Source organism: Salinimicrobium oceani (genome assembly GCF_012037645.1).
Map to the genome: position 1 here is coordinate 60,086 of NZ_JAAVJR010000003.1, position 16,760 is coordinate 76,845.

Annotated in this window: 14 protein-coding genes; 10 read left to right on the forward strand and 4 right to left on the reverse strand. The window is 42.9% G+C overall.

Annotated features, from left to right (window positions below; all coding sequences use genetic code 11):
* Positions 1-138 precede the first annotated feature (138 nt).
* The 9 genes from HC175_RS06050 (at position 139) to HC175_RS06090 (ending at position 7,062) form a co-directional block, all read left to right on the forward strand.
* Positions 139-738: a transcriptional regulator gene (locus tag HC175_RS06050; RefSeq protein WP_168137598.1), complete on the forward strand. Its 600-nt coding sequence runs from the start codon at positions 139-141 to the stop codon at positions 736-738.
* Complete coding sequence (locus HC175_RS06055) at positions 735-1,451, forward strand: DUF3307 domain-containing protein (RefSeq protein WP_168137599.1); 717 nt, start codon at positions 735-737, stop codon at positions 1,449-1,451. The genes HC175_RS06050 and HC175_RS06055 overlap by 4 nt, the downstream gene beginning before the upstream one ends.
* Positions 1,452-1,472: 21 nt before the next feature.
* Positions 1,473-1,634, forward strand: a complete 162-nt coding sequence (locus HC175_RS06060; protein ID WP_168137600.1) for a hypothetical protein — start codon at positions 1,473-1,475, stop codon at positions 1,632-1,634.
* Between the two features lie 151 nt (positions 1,635-1,785).
* Complete coding sequence (locus tag HC175_RS06065) at positions 1,786-3,276, forward strand: S41 family peptidase (RefSeq protein WP_168137601.1); 1,491 nt, start codon at positions 1,786-1,788, stop codon at positions 3,274-3,276.
* A 331-nt stretch (positions 3,277-3,607) separates the two neighbouring features.
* Entirely contained in the window at positions 3,608-3,763 is a 156-nt protein-coding gene (locus HC175_RS06070) for a hypothetical protein (protein ID WP_168137602.1), read from the forward strand.
* 550 nt (positions 3,764-4,313) lie between these two features.
* A complete protein-coding gene (locus HC175_RS06075; RefSeq protein ID WP_168137603.1) occupies positions 4,314-4,589 on the forward strand; it encodes a hypothetical protein in 276 nt (91 codons plus the stop codon).
* A 54-nt stretch (positions 4,590-4,643) separates the two neighbouring features.
* On the forward strand, positions 4,644-5,969 hold the full coding sequence (locus HC175_RS06080) for a 2TM domain-containing protein (protein ID WP_168137604.1): 1,326 nt from the start codon (positions 4,644-4,646) through the stop codon (positions 5,967-5,969).
* The gene (locus tag HC175_RS06085) at positions 5,960-6,283 is read left to right on the forward strand and encodes a 2TM domain-containing protein (RefSeq protein WP_168137605.1); all 324 of its coding nucleotides are present in this window, start codon (positions 5,960-5,962) and stop codon (positions 6,281-6,283) included. The genes HC175_RS06080 and HC175_RS06085 overlap by 10 nt, the downstream gene beginning before the upstream one ends.
* Positions 6,284-6,315: 32 nt before the next feature.
* Positions 6,316-7,062 carry a LytR/AlgR family response regulator transcription factor gene (locus tag HC175_RS06090; protein ID WP_168137934.1) on the forward strand — a complete coding sequence of 249 codons (747 nt, stop codon included), beginning with the start codon at positions 6,316-6,318 and terminating at the stop codon, positions 7,060-7,062.
* Between the two features lie 11 nt (positions 7,063-7,073).
* Here HC175_RS06090 and HC175_RS06095 read toward each other — a convergent pair whose 3' ends face one another.
* From HC175_RS06095 to HC175_RS06110, 4 genes are all read right to left on the reverse strand, one after another.
* Positions 7,074-8,498 carry an MATE family efflux transporter gene (locus HC175_RS06095; protein WP_168137606.1) on the reverse strand — a complete coding sequence of 475 codons (1,425 nt, stop codon included), beginning with the start codon at positions 8,496-8,498 and terminating at the stop codon, positions 7,074-7,076.
* Between the two features lie 148 nt (positions 8,499-8,646).
* Positions 8,647-9,954, reverse strand: a complete 1,308-nt coding sequence (locus tag HC175_RS06100; protein WP_168137607.1) for a TolC family protein — start codon at positions 9,952-9,954, stop codon at positions 8,647-8,649.
* Positions 9,947-13,069: an efflux RND transporter permease subunit gene (locus tag HC175_RS06105; RefSeq protein ID WP_168137608.1), complete on the reverse strand. Its 3,123-nt coding sequence runs from the start codon at positions 13,067-13,069 to the stop codon at positions 9,947-9,949. Before HC175_RS06105 ends, HC175_RS06100 begins: the two co-directional genes overlap by 8 nt.
* Positions 13,069-14,145: an efflux RND transporter periplasmic adaptor subunit gene (locus tag HC175_RS06110; protein WP_168137609.1), complete on the reverse strand. Its 1,077-nt coding sequence runs from the start codon at positions 14,143-14,145 to the stop codon at positions 13,069-13,071. Before HC175_RS06110 ends, HC175_RS06105 begins: the two co-directional genes overlap by 1 nt.
* Positions 14,146-14,478: 333 nt before the next feature.
* Here HC175_RS06110 and HC175_RS06115 point away from each other — a divergent pair, with 333 nt between their 5' ends.
* Positions 14,479-16,737, forward strand: coding sequence for an ATP-binding protein (locus HC175_RS06115; RefSeq protein WP_168137610.1), 2,259 nt, complete (start codon positions 14,479-14,481; stop codon positions 16,735-16,737).
* Positions 16,738-16,760: the final 23 nt, after the last annotated feature.

Consider the following 16,760-nt stretch of genomic DNA (forward strand, 5'->3'; position numbering starts at 1 on the left):
ACATTGCAAGTTAGAAGAACCTCCTGGTGATCTCATTATTTTAGGAAGTCCATCTTTTCATTAGTAAATTATCGGATAAATATCCGATATTAGTGTATATCGGGAAAAAGACCGATATTGGTCCTTTAAGTATCAAATATGATTGCAGTTATTACAGGAGATATCATCAATTCGAGAACAGAAAAACCTGCCTTGTGGCTGCCAACGCTGAAAAAGGTATTACAGCATTATGGTAAAAGTCCCGAGAAATGGGAAATTTTTCGGGGAGATAGCTTTCAGCTTATCACAGCACCCAAAAATGCGTTTTTGACGGCAATTCACATAAAGGCAGCAATTAAGCAGAATAAGGATCTGGATGTGCGCATGGGCATTGGGGTTGGGGAGCAGGATCACAAGGCTGACAAGATCAGTGAATCAAATGGTACTGCCTTCGTTAGATCGGGCTCCAGTTTTGAAGCTCTGAAAAAACAGAACCTCGGAATACAGACCGGAAAGCCCCAGGTAGATGAACCCCTCAACCTAATGTTCAGTCTTGCCTTACTCACAGCAAATACCTGGAGCCCAACGGTAGCTGCGACCATCCTTACCTTTATAGAACATCCTGGTAAGAGTCAGACAGAGATTGGCAGCATTCTCAAAAGGTCACAAAGCAGCTTGAGTGAAGCGCTCAAGCGAGGTGGCTTCGAGGAGATCAGGAACCTGGATGATTTCTATCGCAAACAAATGTCTGTACTATGATCGAATTTGCAATTAAACTTGTACTTGCTCATATTCTGGGCGATTTCCTGTTTCAACCAGATCAATGGGTGGCCGAGAAAAGGAAGAATAAATACCGCTCGGCCTCCTTATACAAACACCTGGCTGTGCATGCTGCTGCCCTCCTCATTCTGCTTCAGTTCAACCTAACCTACTGGAAAGGTTTTCTCATTCTCCTCTGCTCCCATTATGTAATCGATCTCCTTAAACTACTTCTGGAACGTAAGATGCATCGTGGCTGGCTGTTCATTTTAGACCAGGTTGCCCATCTTCTTATGATCGCTGCGGTAGTCTACTTTTATCATCCCTTCAGCCTCGAATTCAACTGGATTTTTTCTCCTGAAATTCTTCTTGTGCTTACCTGCATAGTAATGGCAACCACGGTTTCAGCAATTTTAATGCGCATGTTAATGAGTCGCTGGATTTTACCCGAAGATCAACCAGAAGATTCACTCCCACTCGCCGGGAAATATATTGGCATGCTTGAAAGGCTGCTGGTATTTGCATTTATTGCGCTGGGGCAATGGGCCGCCATTGGATGGCTCATTGCAGCTAAGTCGATTCTGCGTTTTAGTGACCTAAGCAGAGCGAAAGATCGTAAACTCACAGAATACGTGCTCATTGGAACGCTGCTCAGTTTTTCTCTGGCCATAAGTATTGGGATCTTATACAATTTCTTAAAATATAAAGTCTAGGTTTTTTGCTATTTTAGAGACATGAGCTCATTCGTTTTAAATTCTGCGCTTGGCTATGCGATCGTTACGAGTATCGTGGTCATAGCCGTGATCATTTTTACGGTCATTAAGCTTCGGAAGCAGGTTAAAAAAACCGAGGCAAAAGAAAGAGCAAAGGAAAAAAAAGATCTTCCAGAGAACTAAAGTTGCAGCCCCCAGAAATTCCTTCTGAAAACTTCTGCACATTCTCTTTTCTCCAACAAACACTAACTAATTGATTATGGCACAGTTGATGCATATATAAGTGCATAACCACATCTGAAGAATTAGTGCTTCAGTTCCCAAAATTGCTAAAATGATGATCAAGAAAATGCCCCTCTGGACAGCTGTGCTGTTTGCCCTGATATGGACCTCGTGTTCAAAAGATGATGAAATACATGAACAAAACCTCAGCCCTGAAAATCCTGTAGAAGGAACTACAGAGGTTGCAGACCTTGAAGTGGAAGATTTCATTTATGAAGGTCTTAACGAGATCTACTTGTATAAAGCTGACGTACCTGTTCTGGCCGACACCTATTTTGATAATACTGCAGAAAAGAATGATTTCCTGAAATCTTTTTCTTCTCCCGAGCAATTGTTTGAAAAGCTGCTATCCTCTCAAGACAGGTTCAGTTTTATTACCGACAACTATAAGGAGCTGGAAGACAGCTTCAACGGAATAAGTAGCAGTACAGCGGGAATGAAATTTGGTTTAGGGCGTATAAGCGGTTCCAACAACCTGTTTGCATTCCTGCAATACGTCATCCCCGGAACTTCGGCTGCAGAAGCTGGCCTTACCCGAGGAACCGTGTTTACTGAGGTCAATGGACAAAAACTCACTTTAGACAACTTTTCCTCTCTGCTCGATAATGATACCTTCACCATCAATATTGGCTACGTGGAAGACGGCACCTTAAAACTTACCGATAAAACTGTGACGCTTACCCATACCTCCTATGCTGCAAATCCTGTACACCTGGTAAAGGTGCTGGAAGTAGAAGGTAGGAAAGTTGGATATCTCATGTACAACAGCTTTATTGCGAACTATGATTCTGAGTTGAATGAGGCTTTTGCGCAATTAAAAAGCGAAGGTATTACAGAGCTTGTACTCGACTTGAGATATAATGGTGGCGGCTCGGTAGATTCTGCGGTTGACCTTGCCAGTATGATCACCGGCCAGTTCAACGGGCAGATCTTTATGAAAGAGCAATGGAATGACACCTATCAGAAATACTTCGAAGAAAATGACCCAGAAAGGATCATTAACCGCTTCAATACCACGATAAGAACAGGCGCCAACATCAACAGTCTGAATCTTTCCAAAGTATATGTACTTACCACAGGAAGTACAGCCTCTGCCAGTGAATTGATCATAAACGGGCTGGAACCTTATATTGACGTGGTACAGGTGGGAGAAACAACAACTGGAAAATTCCAGGCTTCAGTCACCTTATATGATAGCGAAGACTTTAGTAAGGATGGCATTAACAAGAACCACACCTATGCTTTACAGCCACTAGTGCTTAAATCTGCAAATGCTGCCGGAAAATCTGATTATGTAAATGGCCTGGCTCCAGATGTAGAACTATCTGAAAGCATTAGTAACCTCGGGACTTTGGGAGATAGAGAAGAGCCTATGCTGAGAGCTGCAATTAATCACATTCTTGGTAAACCTCAGCAAAAGAAAAGTGAGCAGGAGAAACGTGCTGAAGAAAACTTCAGAGTTGTAGGAGAAAGCGGCATGGACAAAATTGGATATCAGAAAATGTATCTGGATAAGGTTCCGCAGCTTTTAACCCGCGAATAATTGATCAGAAATATTAAATAAGGAAACTCCCGGATGCATCGGGAGTTTTTGTTTTCTACAATAATTGTAGAATTTATGTACAACTTTCTACAATGCACATGAATCCGTGAATAATATATATGCTGCAGCTTTTCTGGATCTTCATGACCCGATCCTTCAGAAAGCATAAAGACGGAAAAGCCTTACACGGCGGCAATTACATTGCGAAATATTCATATTTGATCGGCAAATTTTGTCGCAATCCTGAAGAATTAACGCTGCTTTTGCGGCAACCAAATTCTTTTTGGAACTGTAATTGCCATAGAGCTACAGGACCTTTAAAAAAACAGGCATGCATTTAAGAGAAAGACTGTTCGGAAGAAAAGAGATCTTGAATTCTTACACCTACCAAATTAACTGGGACTGGTTATTTTCAAAGGTAGTGTTCATTTTTGCTGCCATTCTCTCTATGGGAATAGCCGCTTTTGTAGTCTGGGTTCTGCAGTGAGAGCTTTGGCCTTAGCGGTTCCCCTGGTTGAAATTATAATTTTGAGTTAAACTGAGATAGTAGTTGAAACAAGTCGCGTAATGCAACGTCTAAAAGATAAGGAGTACTGATAAACGGAAATTTTAAAACTGAAGATGATGAGGACAGCAAAAAAAATGTGGAGGGAAAAAGAAGATTTTCAAAGCTATTTATCTCAGATCAATTGGGATAGCTTTTTTTTCAGAGCTCAACTCGTTTTGGGAGTTTTTATCTTTTTTGCTGTATTCCTATACGCGCTTTTTCCCCTATAGATCTGCATTCTAAATATCGGCTCTCTTCCCGATAACCTCCATTATCGGCTGATTTCCCTATACCCCTTCCCCTACTTTTTCAGGATTTAGCTGAAAAACTACAGCAGAGATCTTGCTTACCATTTCTGAAATCATCTTTTTGCTAAAAATTTTACAATTCATCTTCTGAAATTGACAGTTCAGTCAATTTAAATTCTTCCCTGCCAGTTAAAATAACAACTTTGGATCATGATATTCTAACCTTCCAAAAAGGGGAAATTATGATAGTATTTATTTTTTACCTGCTTGTGGACCTCCAGTCTCCCACAAATGTTCATGCTCCATCTTCCTCTGCGGCTACTCAGCCCCGGACCTATTCGCAAAGGAAAGCTGAAAAACCTCCGGCAGCCGATAGCACATTTGATAAATTGGCAATGGCTGAAAAAGAAGGCTGCATGCTCCTGCGGGAAAACGAACGCACGCTCCAGGTGTCCATCAGATTTGAAAATCGACGAAATCCAGGTTTCGATCAAACCTGCGGGACAAGAATTCAATAAGCTTTTTTATCCCGAAAAAGAAACAGAAATTAGCAACAAAGTAAGTTCCTGAAAATGAAATTCTTCTTAAAAGTAATTCGCATCTCTATTCTCATTTGTGTCATTGTGGTGCTCATCAACTTTGTTTTCGGATTTTTGGGAATGACACAACTCACCAGCGGGAGGTTCTGGGGCACTTTCTTTTTCTATTCTTTTGTGCTTACTCTTATCAATGCGGCTTACTTCAGCTTTTTCAATCAAAGATTTGGGTGGGACAATGCAGGTATGAAAAGAATCCTTCTGGCTGCCTCAGGATCTATAGTACTCACCCTCATTGGGTACTTTGGCTGCCGACTCGTAGACCAAATCCTTTTCCAGGGATATAGTCTAAGCCACTTCCTGGAAAACGAAAAACTGCGATACTACCTCTTTCCTCTTCTTTTTACAGTTCTGGTTTCCCTGGTTTTCCATCTCATTTATTTCTACAAGGCACTTCAGGAAAAGAGAGTGGCAGAGCAGAAGATCATCGCAAGCAATGCCTCTGCCAGGTTCGAAAGTCTCAAGAATCAGCTGGATCCACACTTCCTGTTCAACAGCCTTAATGTTCTAAGTAGTCTTATCGAGGAAAATCCAGATATGGCCCAGAAATTTACCACCTCTCTTTCGAAGATCTACAGATATGTGCTGGAACAAAAAAATAAGGAACTGGTAAGCCTTGAAGAAGAATTAAATTTTGCATCGACCTATATGAACCTCCTAAAAATGCGGTTTGAGAACAGTATTTTTTTCGAGGCTCCAAAACAACCTTCTCTTTCTGAAGCTAAAGTTGTTCCGCTTTCGCTTCAGCTCCTGCTTGAGAATACCATTAAGCACAATGTGGTAAGCGAGTCAAGGCCCCTTAGAATTTCTCTTTATGAAGAAGATGGCTTCCTGGTGATCAAAAACAATCTGCAGAAAAAAGAGGTACTGCAAAAGAGGAACGGGGTAGGTTTACAGAACATCATAGATCGATACGCCCTGGTCACACAAAGAAAGGTAATGATAGCGCAGGAGGCTGATAGTTTTGCAGTAAAGATTCCAATATTAACCAAACAAATAACAATTATGAAAACTGAAAAAATGCATGAAGACAATGCTTATTTCAAAGCTAAGGCACGAGTTAAGGAGATGAAAGAATTCTACGGAAATCTCATTTCCTACTGTACGGTCATCCCGCTGTTGATCTTCATCAATTACCGCACTTACTGGGGCTTCCAGTGGTTTTGGTTTCCCATGTTAGGATGGGGACTGGGAGTGACCCTTCACGGTTTCTCCGTTTTCGGATACGGAGCACGCTGGGAAGAAAAGAAGATTCGTGAGATCATGGAAAAAGAACAACAAAAAAGCAAATCATGGAACTAGAACAAGCTTATCAAAACGAGAGTCTCGAATATAAAAGAGCTGTCAAAAAAGTAAAGGCCCTAAAAGGATTTTACGGCCACCTGTCGGTTTACCTGGTGATCAATATCCTGCTGTTAATTGTTTACACCTGGAATGAAGGCTTTATCAACGGATTAAAGGACATAAGTAACTATTTTACAGCCTTCTTCTGGGGAATAGGTCTTGTGGCTCATGCAGCAGGGGTATTCATGCCAAATATTATCTTTGGAAGGGAATGGGAGGAGCGAAAAATTAAAGAACTAATGGAAAAGGACAGGCGTAACAGCTGGGAATAAAAGCATTTGAAAAATACCTTTTTTGAAACATGATAAATTCAGTAGTCATAGAAGATGAGAAGCCGGCTGCACGAAGATTACAGCGTATGCTGGAAAAGATCGATGTGCAGGTACAGGTAGTTTTGCACACAGTTGAGGAGGCAATAGCATGGTTCTCAACACATCCTTCCCCCGAGCTTATCTTTCTTGATATCCAGTTAAGTGATGGCTTGTCCTTCGGAATTTTTGAAGAGGTAAAAGTGAGTAGTCCAGTAATTTTCACCACTGCCTACGATGAATATGCGTTGCAGGCATTCAAGCTCAACAGTGTTGATTATCTTCTGAAGCCAATAGATGATGAGGAACTTGAAGCTGCTGTTTCGAAATTCAGGTCCAGGAGAGCTGCCGAAAATGAAATGCCCGACCTTCACCTCCTTAAATCCCTGCTCAATTTACCCAAAGAATACAGGAAACGATTTACCATTCCAGTAGGCCAACACCTCAAGCTCCTGTCTATAGATGAGGTGTGTTGCTTCTATTCAGAAAATAAAGGCACCTACCTTTATACCCTTGACGGCCGAAGCTATCTCCTTGACGGCAGCCTGGACAAACTGGAACCAGAACTGGATCCTGCTTCCTTTTTTAGAGTGAATAGGAAATTCATTGTTCACCTGAAGTGCCTTCAGGATATTATCACCTATTCAAATCAAAGGCTGGAAATCAAACTGGAAGCTTTTAAAGGAGAACAGATCATTGTAAGCAGGGAAAGAGTAAAGGAGTTCAAAGAATGGCTCAATTAAATGACTTCCTGCTATACCTGGAATTTCTTCCATTTTCCTTTTGTAAACAACCAAAGTGTAAATAAACCCGCAGCAGTTTCAGAAAAAAATACCGCCCAGAAAACTCCAGATTCCTGCCAGTCCAGTTCGAGCGCAAGGTAGTATGCCAACGGGATCTGCAAAAGCCAGAAAAAAACAAGATTGATCTTAGTGGGAGTTTTTGTATCTCCAGCCCCGTTAAAAGCCTGGGTAGTGACCATCCACCAGCCATACACAAAATACGAGTAAGAAAGGATCTCAAGCCATTCCCCACCCACGGAAATGACCTGGGAATCATTGGTAAAGATCTGCATCAATTCTTCATTGAAAAAGAAATATATAAAAGACACACCCACCAGAAAGAACATTGTGTAAAGGCCTATTTTCCAGATCGACGCTTCAGCCCGTTCCGGATCTTGAGCACCCAGGTTCTGCCCCACCAGCGTCGCAGCTGCATTAGAAAGTCCGAAGGCCGGCATCATTGTGAACATCATGATCCTTAGCGCAATAGTTGCCCCGGCTACAGCTTCACTTCCCACCCCTGCCAGGATTCGCATTAAGAATATCCATGACGTCATGGAAATGACCATCTGGCTCACTCCGCCTAGAGAAGTTCTGAAGATCACAGCCATATCAGCGGCGTGCCATTTGATCTGCGAAAGCAGGATCTTTATGTGTTTGCCCCCACGGAATAAGATCCAGAGCTGTACCAGAACCCCTACGCCCCGGCCGGTAGTGGTGGCAATGGCTGCCCCTTCAATTCCAAATGCCGGAACCGGACCCCAGCCAAAGATCAGTAAAGGATCCAGGATAATATTAAGTCCGTTGGAGATTAGCAGGATCCACATTGCAATAGAAGCATCTCCCGCTCCCCTGAAGATCGCATTGATCACGAACAGCAACATGATCACCGCATTTCCACCCAGCATCCATTGCGTATAGACATAACCAGATTCGATCACCCATTGATCTGCTCCCATGAGTTGCAGCAATTCAGGAGAAAAGAATATACCGGCTATTGCAAATGGAGCGGCGGCCAGCAGCGCCAAAAAAATCGATTGAACTGCTGAACTCCCGGCGTCGAGATGGTTTTGTTCTCCCACCCGTCTTGCAACTACAGCAGTTACGGCCATTGACAGCCCCATTCCTATTGCGTATAGTAAAAAAAGATAGGTTTCGGTGAGACCTACTGTGGCAACGGCTGATGCTCCAAGCTTCCCTACAAAGAAAATGTCTACCACGGCAAAGGTCGATTCCATCACCAGCTCCAGGATCATGGGAACGCCGAGCAAAAAGATGGCGCGGCGAAGATCGATCTTCGTATAATCTGCTTCGGTTCCACGTATCGCATTCTTCAGCTCATGCCAAAGAGACCGGGAAGGAACCGCAGCCTCCTTAGATGCCGCCTCCAATTTCATGGTATGGATTTAATCTCCTGAAATTAAGCAAAAATCTGATTGAACGGGCTAGTGATCTTTCAGGAGTAGAGGAAAAAAAACGCTTCAGAAATCACATTTTTGGACCTGAGATCCAGGATTCTGTAAAAAGAATTTCAGACTGCTTCTGTTAATTTTCCAGGCTCAACTGTCCAGTCAGTTCTTTAAGGGTGATCTCAGAAAGTTTGGCCTCAAAAATGGCGTTACTGTGCCTCACTCTGGCATTGATGTAATTGAGTTGAGCGGTTCTGAATTCAATAGTGGGAATAGTTCCAATTCGATATTTTTCAAGAGTGATCTCGAGGTTCTGCCTGGCTATTGCTTCATTCTCCCTTTCCAGCTGCATCAATTCTAAATTGGTAAGGTAAGTTTGATAAGCAGTATGAATCTGCGCCTGCAGCGATAGTGAAAATTCTTCAACGGCAAGCTCACTGTTTTCCAGTTCCAGTCGCATCATCTTTTCATTCCTGTTCTGGTTAAAACCTTCAAAGAGATTCATTCTGGCAGTAAACCCATAGTTAAAACCTTCTGTTCTCCCAAAGGTGGTGAATCCCACGGGAGATTCATTTCTGGAAAATATATAACCTGTATTGGCTGTAATACGTGGATATCTTCCTGCCTTTACCTGCTTTAGCTCCAGTTCTGTGATGTTCCTGTTAATGACCTGTGCCAGCAAGGCTGGATTCTGCTCCTTTGCGCGCTGCTCAAGATCTGGAAGTAGTAGATCATTATCTACTGCTATGTCTTCCTCAACAAAAAAGGGCGTAGCAGGATTTCGGGCAAGAAGTTCATTCAATCTTATCTTGGTATTTCTATGCAGTTCCTGTTGTCTCAAGATCGTAGTGCGATCACTATTCAAGTCTACCTGGGCATTAAGTACCTCCAGTTTAGAGGATCTTCCAATGGTAAATCGATTCTGTGCCAGCTCCAGCCTTTGTTCCGAAATTACCCTTGTGCTGTCAAGGGCAGCGAGCTGCTGTTGCTGTTGCACGAGATCATAATAGGTGATCAAGACATCGCTTACTCTCGAAAGCAGGGTTTGTTGTAATTCGGCTTCCCCAAGTTTTTCCAGTTCTTTGAGCTGATCGTAACGTGCAAACATCCTAAACCCGTCAAACAGGGTCCAGTCGGCAACCGCACCATAACTTATGTTGTTGTTCTTTGCATTGTCTACTTCAATGATGTCGCCTGAAGCACGGGTTTGTCGGGTCGATTGTATACTGTTATTGCTGTTTGCAGTAAGGCCTATAGAAGGCAGCATTCCTGCATTTCCCAAACTCACGGCTTTACTGTCAATTTCCAGTTCATTCCGTGCTATTTCGATGGCGTAGTTGTTAGAAAGAGCGATGCGAATGGCTTCCTCGGCTGTTAGCTTTTCCTGTGCATTCAATGTTAGATTCATCAAAAATAACAGGAGGACAATAGATATCTTATTCATGTAAAAGAGGTTCGGGAATGTGGGTTTTTGAATTTTCAACTGCATTGAGCTCGTCCAATTCCGGCCTGTGCTTCTTCTCTTTAGCCCACAAATAATAAACAGCAGGAATAATGAACAGTGTAAGAATAAGAGAAAACATGGTTCCACCAATGATCACTACTCCCATTCCTATCCTGCTGGTAGAAGCAGCTCCAAAGGCTACTGCAATAGGCATTGCCCCAAGTGCAATGGTCAAACTGGTCATTAAGATAGGCCTGAGTCTCGATTCTGAAGCTTTTAGAATTGCTTCAAGTTTTGGAACTCCCTGTTCCCTTAACTGATTTGCAAATTCAACGATCAAAATACCATTTTTGGTCACCAGACCAATGAGCATCACCGTTCCTATCTGGCTAAAGATATTCCAGGTCTGCCCTGTGAGCCATAAGCTGAAGAGAGCTCCTGCCACTGCCATAGGCACTGTTAAAATAATGATCAAAGGATCAATAAAGCTTTCAAATTGTGCTGCCAGTAAAAGAAAAATGAGCAGCAGGGCCAGTAAGAACGCAAACATTGTATTAGAGCTGCTCTCAACAAAGTCCCTTGATTCTCCGCCCAGGTCTGTAGTGAAAGTTTCATCAAGTACTTTTTCCCTTATGCTTTCCATAGCTGCTATCCCATCTCCCATACTCATTCCGGGCGCCAGGCTGGCAGAAACCGTTGCGCTCATGTAACGGTTATTGTGGTAAAGCGCAGGAGGGCTGCTTTGTTCTTCTGTAGTGACCAGGTTATCGAGCTGAATGAGCTGTCCATCGCGGTTTCTTACGAACATGGAAGTGAGATCAACCGGTTCATCCCTGTCTTTCTTATCGAACTGTCCCATCACCTGGTACTGTTTCCCATTCATCATAAAATAGCCAAAGCGCTGTCCACTCAATGCCAGTTGCAGGGTTTGCGCAACATCAAGAACAGATACCCCCATGGTTTGCGCTTTTTCTCTGTCTATATTTACATAGATCTCTGGCTTGTTGAATTTCAAATTGAGGTCGGAGTTTGAGAAAGTAGGATCTTTTTCTACCTCTTCCATGAACCTGGGAATATTTACTTCCAGTTGTTCGAAATTCTGTGCCTGAATGATGTATTGTATAGGCATTCCTCCCCGCCTGTTGACAGCAATCGTGGGGCTTTGACTTACGTTTGTTCGGGCGCCGGGGAATTGTTTTGTCCAGGAATTAAGATCTGTGGCAATTTCATCCTGAGACCGTTCTCTTTCCGAAGGATCTACAAGGGCAATCCTTCCGAAGCCACTGTTGACAGAACCCGATCCCCAGCCTGGCGAGGTAATGATAAGGCTCACCTTTTTCTCTGGAATAGAATCATTGATAAGCTGGGTAAGCTCATTCATAAAACGATCCATATATTCGTAAGAAGCGCCCTCGGGTGCCGAAGCACTAATGCTTAAAAAGCTACGATCTTCATATGGCGCAGTTTCTTTTTGCAAGAGGTTGTAAAACACAACCGAGGCTATTAAACAGATTCCTAAAATGGGAAAACTCAGCCACTTTTTGTCCATGAAATCCCGAAGTGAGGCTGCATAGCTTCGGTTCATTTTGACGAAATATTTATCTGTAAAATTGTAAAATTTTGAGTTGTTCTGCTTTCCTGGTTTCATCAGGTAGGCATTGAGCATTGGTGTAAGCGTTAAGGCTACAAAGGCTGAGATCAATACTGCAGCGGCCAGTACCACTCCAAACTCCCTGAACAGCCTCCCCACAAAACCTTCAAGAAAGATCACTGGCAGGAACACTGCCGCCAGCGTCACCGAAATGGAGATCACAGCAAAAAAGATCTCATTTGAACCCTTGATTGCTGCCTGAATGGGGCTCATCCCCTCCTCCACCTTTTTATAGATATTTTCTGTAACTACAATCCCGTCATCGACCACGAGACCCGTAGCAAGCACAATGGCGAGCAGCGTCAACACATTAATGGAATACCCGAACATCCACATTATGAAGAATGTGGCTATAAGAGAAACGGGGATATCAATTAGAGGACGCAGAGCGATAGACCAGTTTCTGAAAAACAGATAGATGACCAGGATCACGAGGATAATGGCAATAGCTAGGGTTTCCACCACTTCGGTCACCGACTTTTTTACGAAGGTGGTATTATCAAATGCTATATTAAGCTTGAAGTCCTGTGGCAGGTCCTTTTGCAGCAGGTCATATTGCTCATAAAAAGCATCGGCAATGTCAAGATAGTTAGTGCCTGGCTGCGGAATGATCACCATTGAAACCATTTCCTGGCCCGAATCGCTTAATTTTGTTTCCAGGTTTTCAGCCTCAAGAGCTGCAGAGCCAACGTCTTTGAATCTTACCAGATTATCGCCTTCGGCCCTGATGATGATGTTATTGAATTCTTCTTCGGTGGTGAGGTTACCTAGAGTTTTTACCGCCAGTTCTGTATTTGATCCTGTAAGTTTTCCGGTAGGTAATTCGACATTCTGAGCGCTTAGAGCTGCCCTCACGTCGGCCACTGTAGCACCATACGACGCAAGCTTCACAGGGTCTATCCAAAGTCTCATGGCATAACGCCGTTGGCCCCAAATCTGTACGCTGCTTACGCCGGGAATGGTTTGCAATCTAGGTGCAATCACATTTTCGGCATAATCACTTAATTCCAGGACATTCTTTTCATCACTTTGAACCGTCATTGCAATGATGGGCTGGGAATCGGCATCGGCTTTAGATACCACCGGGGGCGCATCAATATCCTGCGGCAGTCTTCGCACAGCACGAGACACCTTATCTCGCACATCATTGGCCGCAGCCTCCAGGTCTTTATCCAGATTGAATTCAATATTAATGTTACTTGAACCCTGGCTGCTGGTGGAACTTATATTTCTTATACCGTCTATCGAATTGATCTCTTTCTCCAGGGGTTCAGTGATCTGGCTTTCAATAATATCGGGGTTCGCACCGGTATAGTTCGTTCTAACCGATATAATTGCAGGATCTATGGAAGGAAATTCTCTCACCCCAAGATAGGTGAAGCCAATAACACCGAAAAGTACGATCGCGATATTCATCACGATCGTAAGTACAGGCCGTTTAATACTTAAAGAAGATAAACTCATTAGGATCTTGAATTAGCAACAGGTTGACGCAGCTCCACTTTTACAGGAGCTCCATTTTTTAAGATCATCACGCCCGAAGTAAGGATAGTGTCGCCGGGTTTGAGTCCCGAAATGACCCTCACCAGGTTCTCTGTTCTCGCCCCGGTTTGCACTTCCACTTCTCTGGCAAGGCCTCCTTCAGCAACGAAGATCTTCTTCCCGTTCTGAATAGGGATTAAGGACTCGGTAGGCACCATTAATGCATCATCAACCGCTGCAAGTGGTAAATTCACATTAGCAAAAGTTCCGGGAATAAGCCTGCCTTCTGAATTCTTTGCAACTGCTCTCATTTTGAGGCTGCGCGTAGCCACATCAACTCCCGGTTCTATGGCATATATTTTCGCAAGATGCTTTTCTGAAGATCCCGAGGTCGTAAAACTGATCTCTGAACCTATTTTTACCTGAGAAGAATATTTTTCGGGAATGGAAAAGGTAAGTTTGAGGGCATCGAGATCAACCAGGTTTGCAATAGAGGTTGCAGGGGTGATATAGGTGCCTTCTGAAATATAACGCAGTCCTATAGTGCCGGAAAAAGGCGCTTTTACGGTGGCCTTTGCCAGCTGGGCTGCAATGAGCTGCGACTCGGCTCTTGCCGATTGCAGATTGGCTAATGCCAGGTCATATTCCTGCTGACTAATGGCTTCTTTTTCCAGTAAAAGCTGCGCTCTTCTTTCATTTTCTGCAGCCAGTTTCTCAGCAGTTCTTATTTTCGCAAGTTGCGCCCGCAGTTCCAGGTCATTTACCTTAAAAAGAACCTGTCCCTTTGATACTTTGCTGCCTTCCTTAAAATTTATCTGTTCCACTACACCCGAAATTTCACTGCGAAGCTCCACTTGCTCATTCGCTTCCAGAGAACCCGAAAGTGACAAATTCTCAGCGAAATTTTGCGGAACCAATACCATTCCACTTACGGTTGCATTTCCCTGCGACCTGGGGCCGGCAGTAGATTTTGCTTCGTTATTGGCATTGATCCTGTAGACGATCAAAACCACCAGACCTACAAGTAAAAAGGTGTAAATAAAATGTTTAGTTTTCATTAAGCGGGTATATTATATGGAATGTTGAATGAGCTTTAAGGATCATGATCCTACCTAAGACTTTTTTAATTGCAGGAGGTTTAATCTAAATCTCCAGGATGGTCGTTTTAATTTTATTTGGCCTTAGGAGACTCCTCTTAAATACACTTTCCTAACACAAAGTAAAGGCTTTCAATAGCTTCAAAAAATGCAGTTTTAAAGTACTTTTTTCCTGTTATTCAGTTTGTTTGTAAGGGAACAGGAAATGGTTAATATTTTCAAAAAATATCCTATCTTCACTGCTTGCAATCTACTTCCTTTTACCAGGTGTTCTTTAATACTTTAAATGTATAAATGATGTTGCCCGAATCATCTACATTAAGTTATGACCTTCTTATAGATCAACAGTTTCTCTTCACTTTAGGGAAGCAGGATCTATCTGTTCAGTACATCAATTTTCCAGCCCTCGTCTTTACAGGAAAGTGTCCCCAGGAACTTAAAGGAAAATTCATCAATGAGGTGGTGCATTCTGAAGATCTGGAAGTTTTCAGAAAATTGATCTCCTCTTTAAAAGAAGGAGAGGAAAAGCAATGCATCCTCCGCTTAAGAAAAGGAAATGGGACCTGGGAAAGCTTCAACTTTCGATGCCGACCGTACAAACAGGGGGAGGAGGAAATGGTCCTGTCTCTGGCCATTAGAACACCAGACAAATCCAGACCAGAAGAAGATCATGAGAAAGTGAATTTTCTTAGGAATGAGTATGAGCATTTGCTGGAGTCCTTAGATGAGGCGTTCGCCCTTGTAGATGTTATATATTCTCCTGAAGGAGAAGCCATAGATTTTCTGTTCCTGAAGACTAATCCTTCTTACGAAAAGCAGGCTAATTTAAAGAATGTTGTAGGGAAAACTGTAAGTGAGATCCTGCCCGGCTACTCCCGCAGTATGCTCAAAAAAATTGGAGAAGTTGCGGTTACAGGAAAGCCAGTCAGGTTTCAGGAGAAATCCAAAAGCCTTGGAGAATGGTTTGACCTGTATGCCTTTAAAGTAGGTGCAGATAAAAGTCGGCAGGTCGCGTTTCTTTTCAGAAATATTACTGAAGGAAAGGCGAGTGAAGAAAAAATGCAGGAAGAACTGGTAAGAAATCAGGATCATCTTCGCGAATCAAAAGAATTGCTCCAAACGGTATTCGACACTACCAATCTTGGAATTGCAGTACTTCGTACCATATATGCCGAAGATGGATCTATAGCCGACTTCGAATTTGCAAGGGTGAACAAGGTGATTCGGGAAATGTATCTACAGCAGGATGTGATAGGAAGCCGGTATACTGATGTCTCAAAATACGGAATGGAAATGGGCATTTTTGACGCCTATAAAAAGGTGATGGAAACCGGTGAACCTTTTGATGAAGAATTCTTTTTCGCCCAAGAAGGTTATAATAACTGGTTCCGTGTTACCGCACGTAGTAATCGTGATCTTATCATTACCACTATTGAGGATATCACCAAAGTAAAATTAGAAGGAGAAGCTTTAAAAGATTCCCTGAAGTTTAAAAAGGAACTGGTAGAGACCACCCCCGAGGTGATCATGATCGTGGACCTCAACAGCTTTAAGGTAAAATATATCAACAAAGACCTCCTGCCACAGGCGGGTATTACCAAAGAAAGGGTGCAGAGCCTTGGTCTTGCCGAAATTTTGCCCTTCATACATCCAAGAGACCGGGAGAAGATGCTCGACCTTCACAAGAAGCTTTTAAAATCTTCAAATGACCAGATCTACGATATTGAACTTCGGCTGAAGTTAAGTGGCGTGACCTGGGAATGGTTCAACGTAAGAGGAAAGGTCTTTCTGCGTCGCGACGAGACCTGGGTAGATGAGTATGTGCTGCTAGTTAGAAACATTTCGGAACAAAAACAGACCCAGAGAGCGCTCTTAAAAGCCGAAAAGCTTTCTATACAGGGGGAATTGGCCCGTACTTTTGCACATGAATTGAGAAATCCATTGGCAAGCATTGGAATGGTAGGGGAAGTAATGAGCCAGAAGATTCCTGAAGCGCAGAAAGAAGAACTCAAACCGTATTTTGAGATCCTGAAAAGAAGTACAAAGACCTTAAATAATCTGGTAAGCAACCTTTTGAATGCAGCCAATTATACACCTGCAATTCTTGAAAAGCAGGATCTTTCAGAAATACTTGACAATACCATCTCAAATGCTTCAGACAGGATATATCTTTCAGGAATAAAGGTAGTAAAGAATTACGGCGGCAATTACACCGTCATGGCCGATAAAGAGAAACTGCAGATCGCTTTGTTGAACATAATTGTGAACGCAAGTGAGGCAACTACTCCCGGAGAAGGGATCATAGAAATTGATATCGAAACCAGGGGAACAGAATATATTCTGAGTATCAAGGATAATGGCCACGGAATGGAAGAAAGTGAAATTGAGCACTTGTTTGAAGCCTTCTATTCGAAAAAAGAAAATGGTCTGGGGGTGGGACTGAGTTCGGTCAAGAATATTCTGGAAGAACACGATGCGCAGATCACTGTTTCAAGTGAACCAGATAAAGGTACCTGCTTTAAGATCTCATTTCACAATGCAGCCGAGATCTAATTTTCCTCAAATATAATTATTGA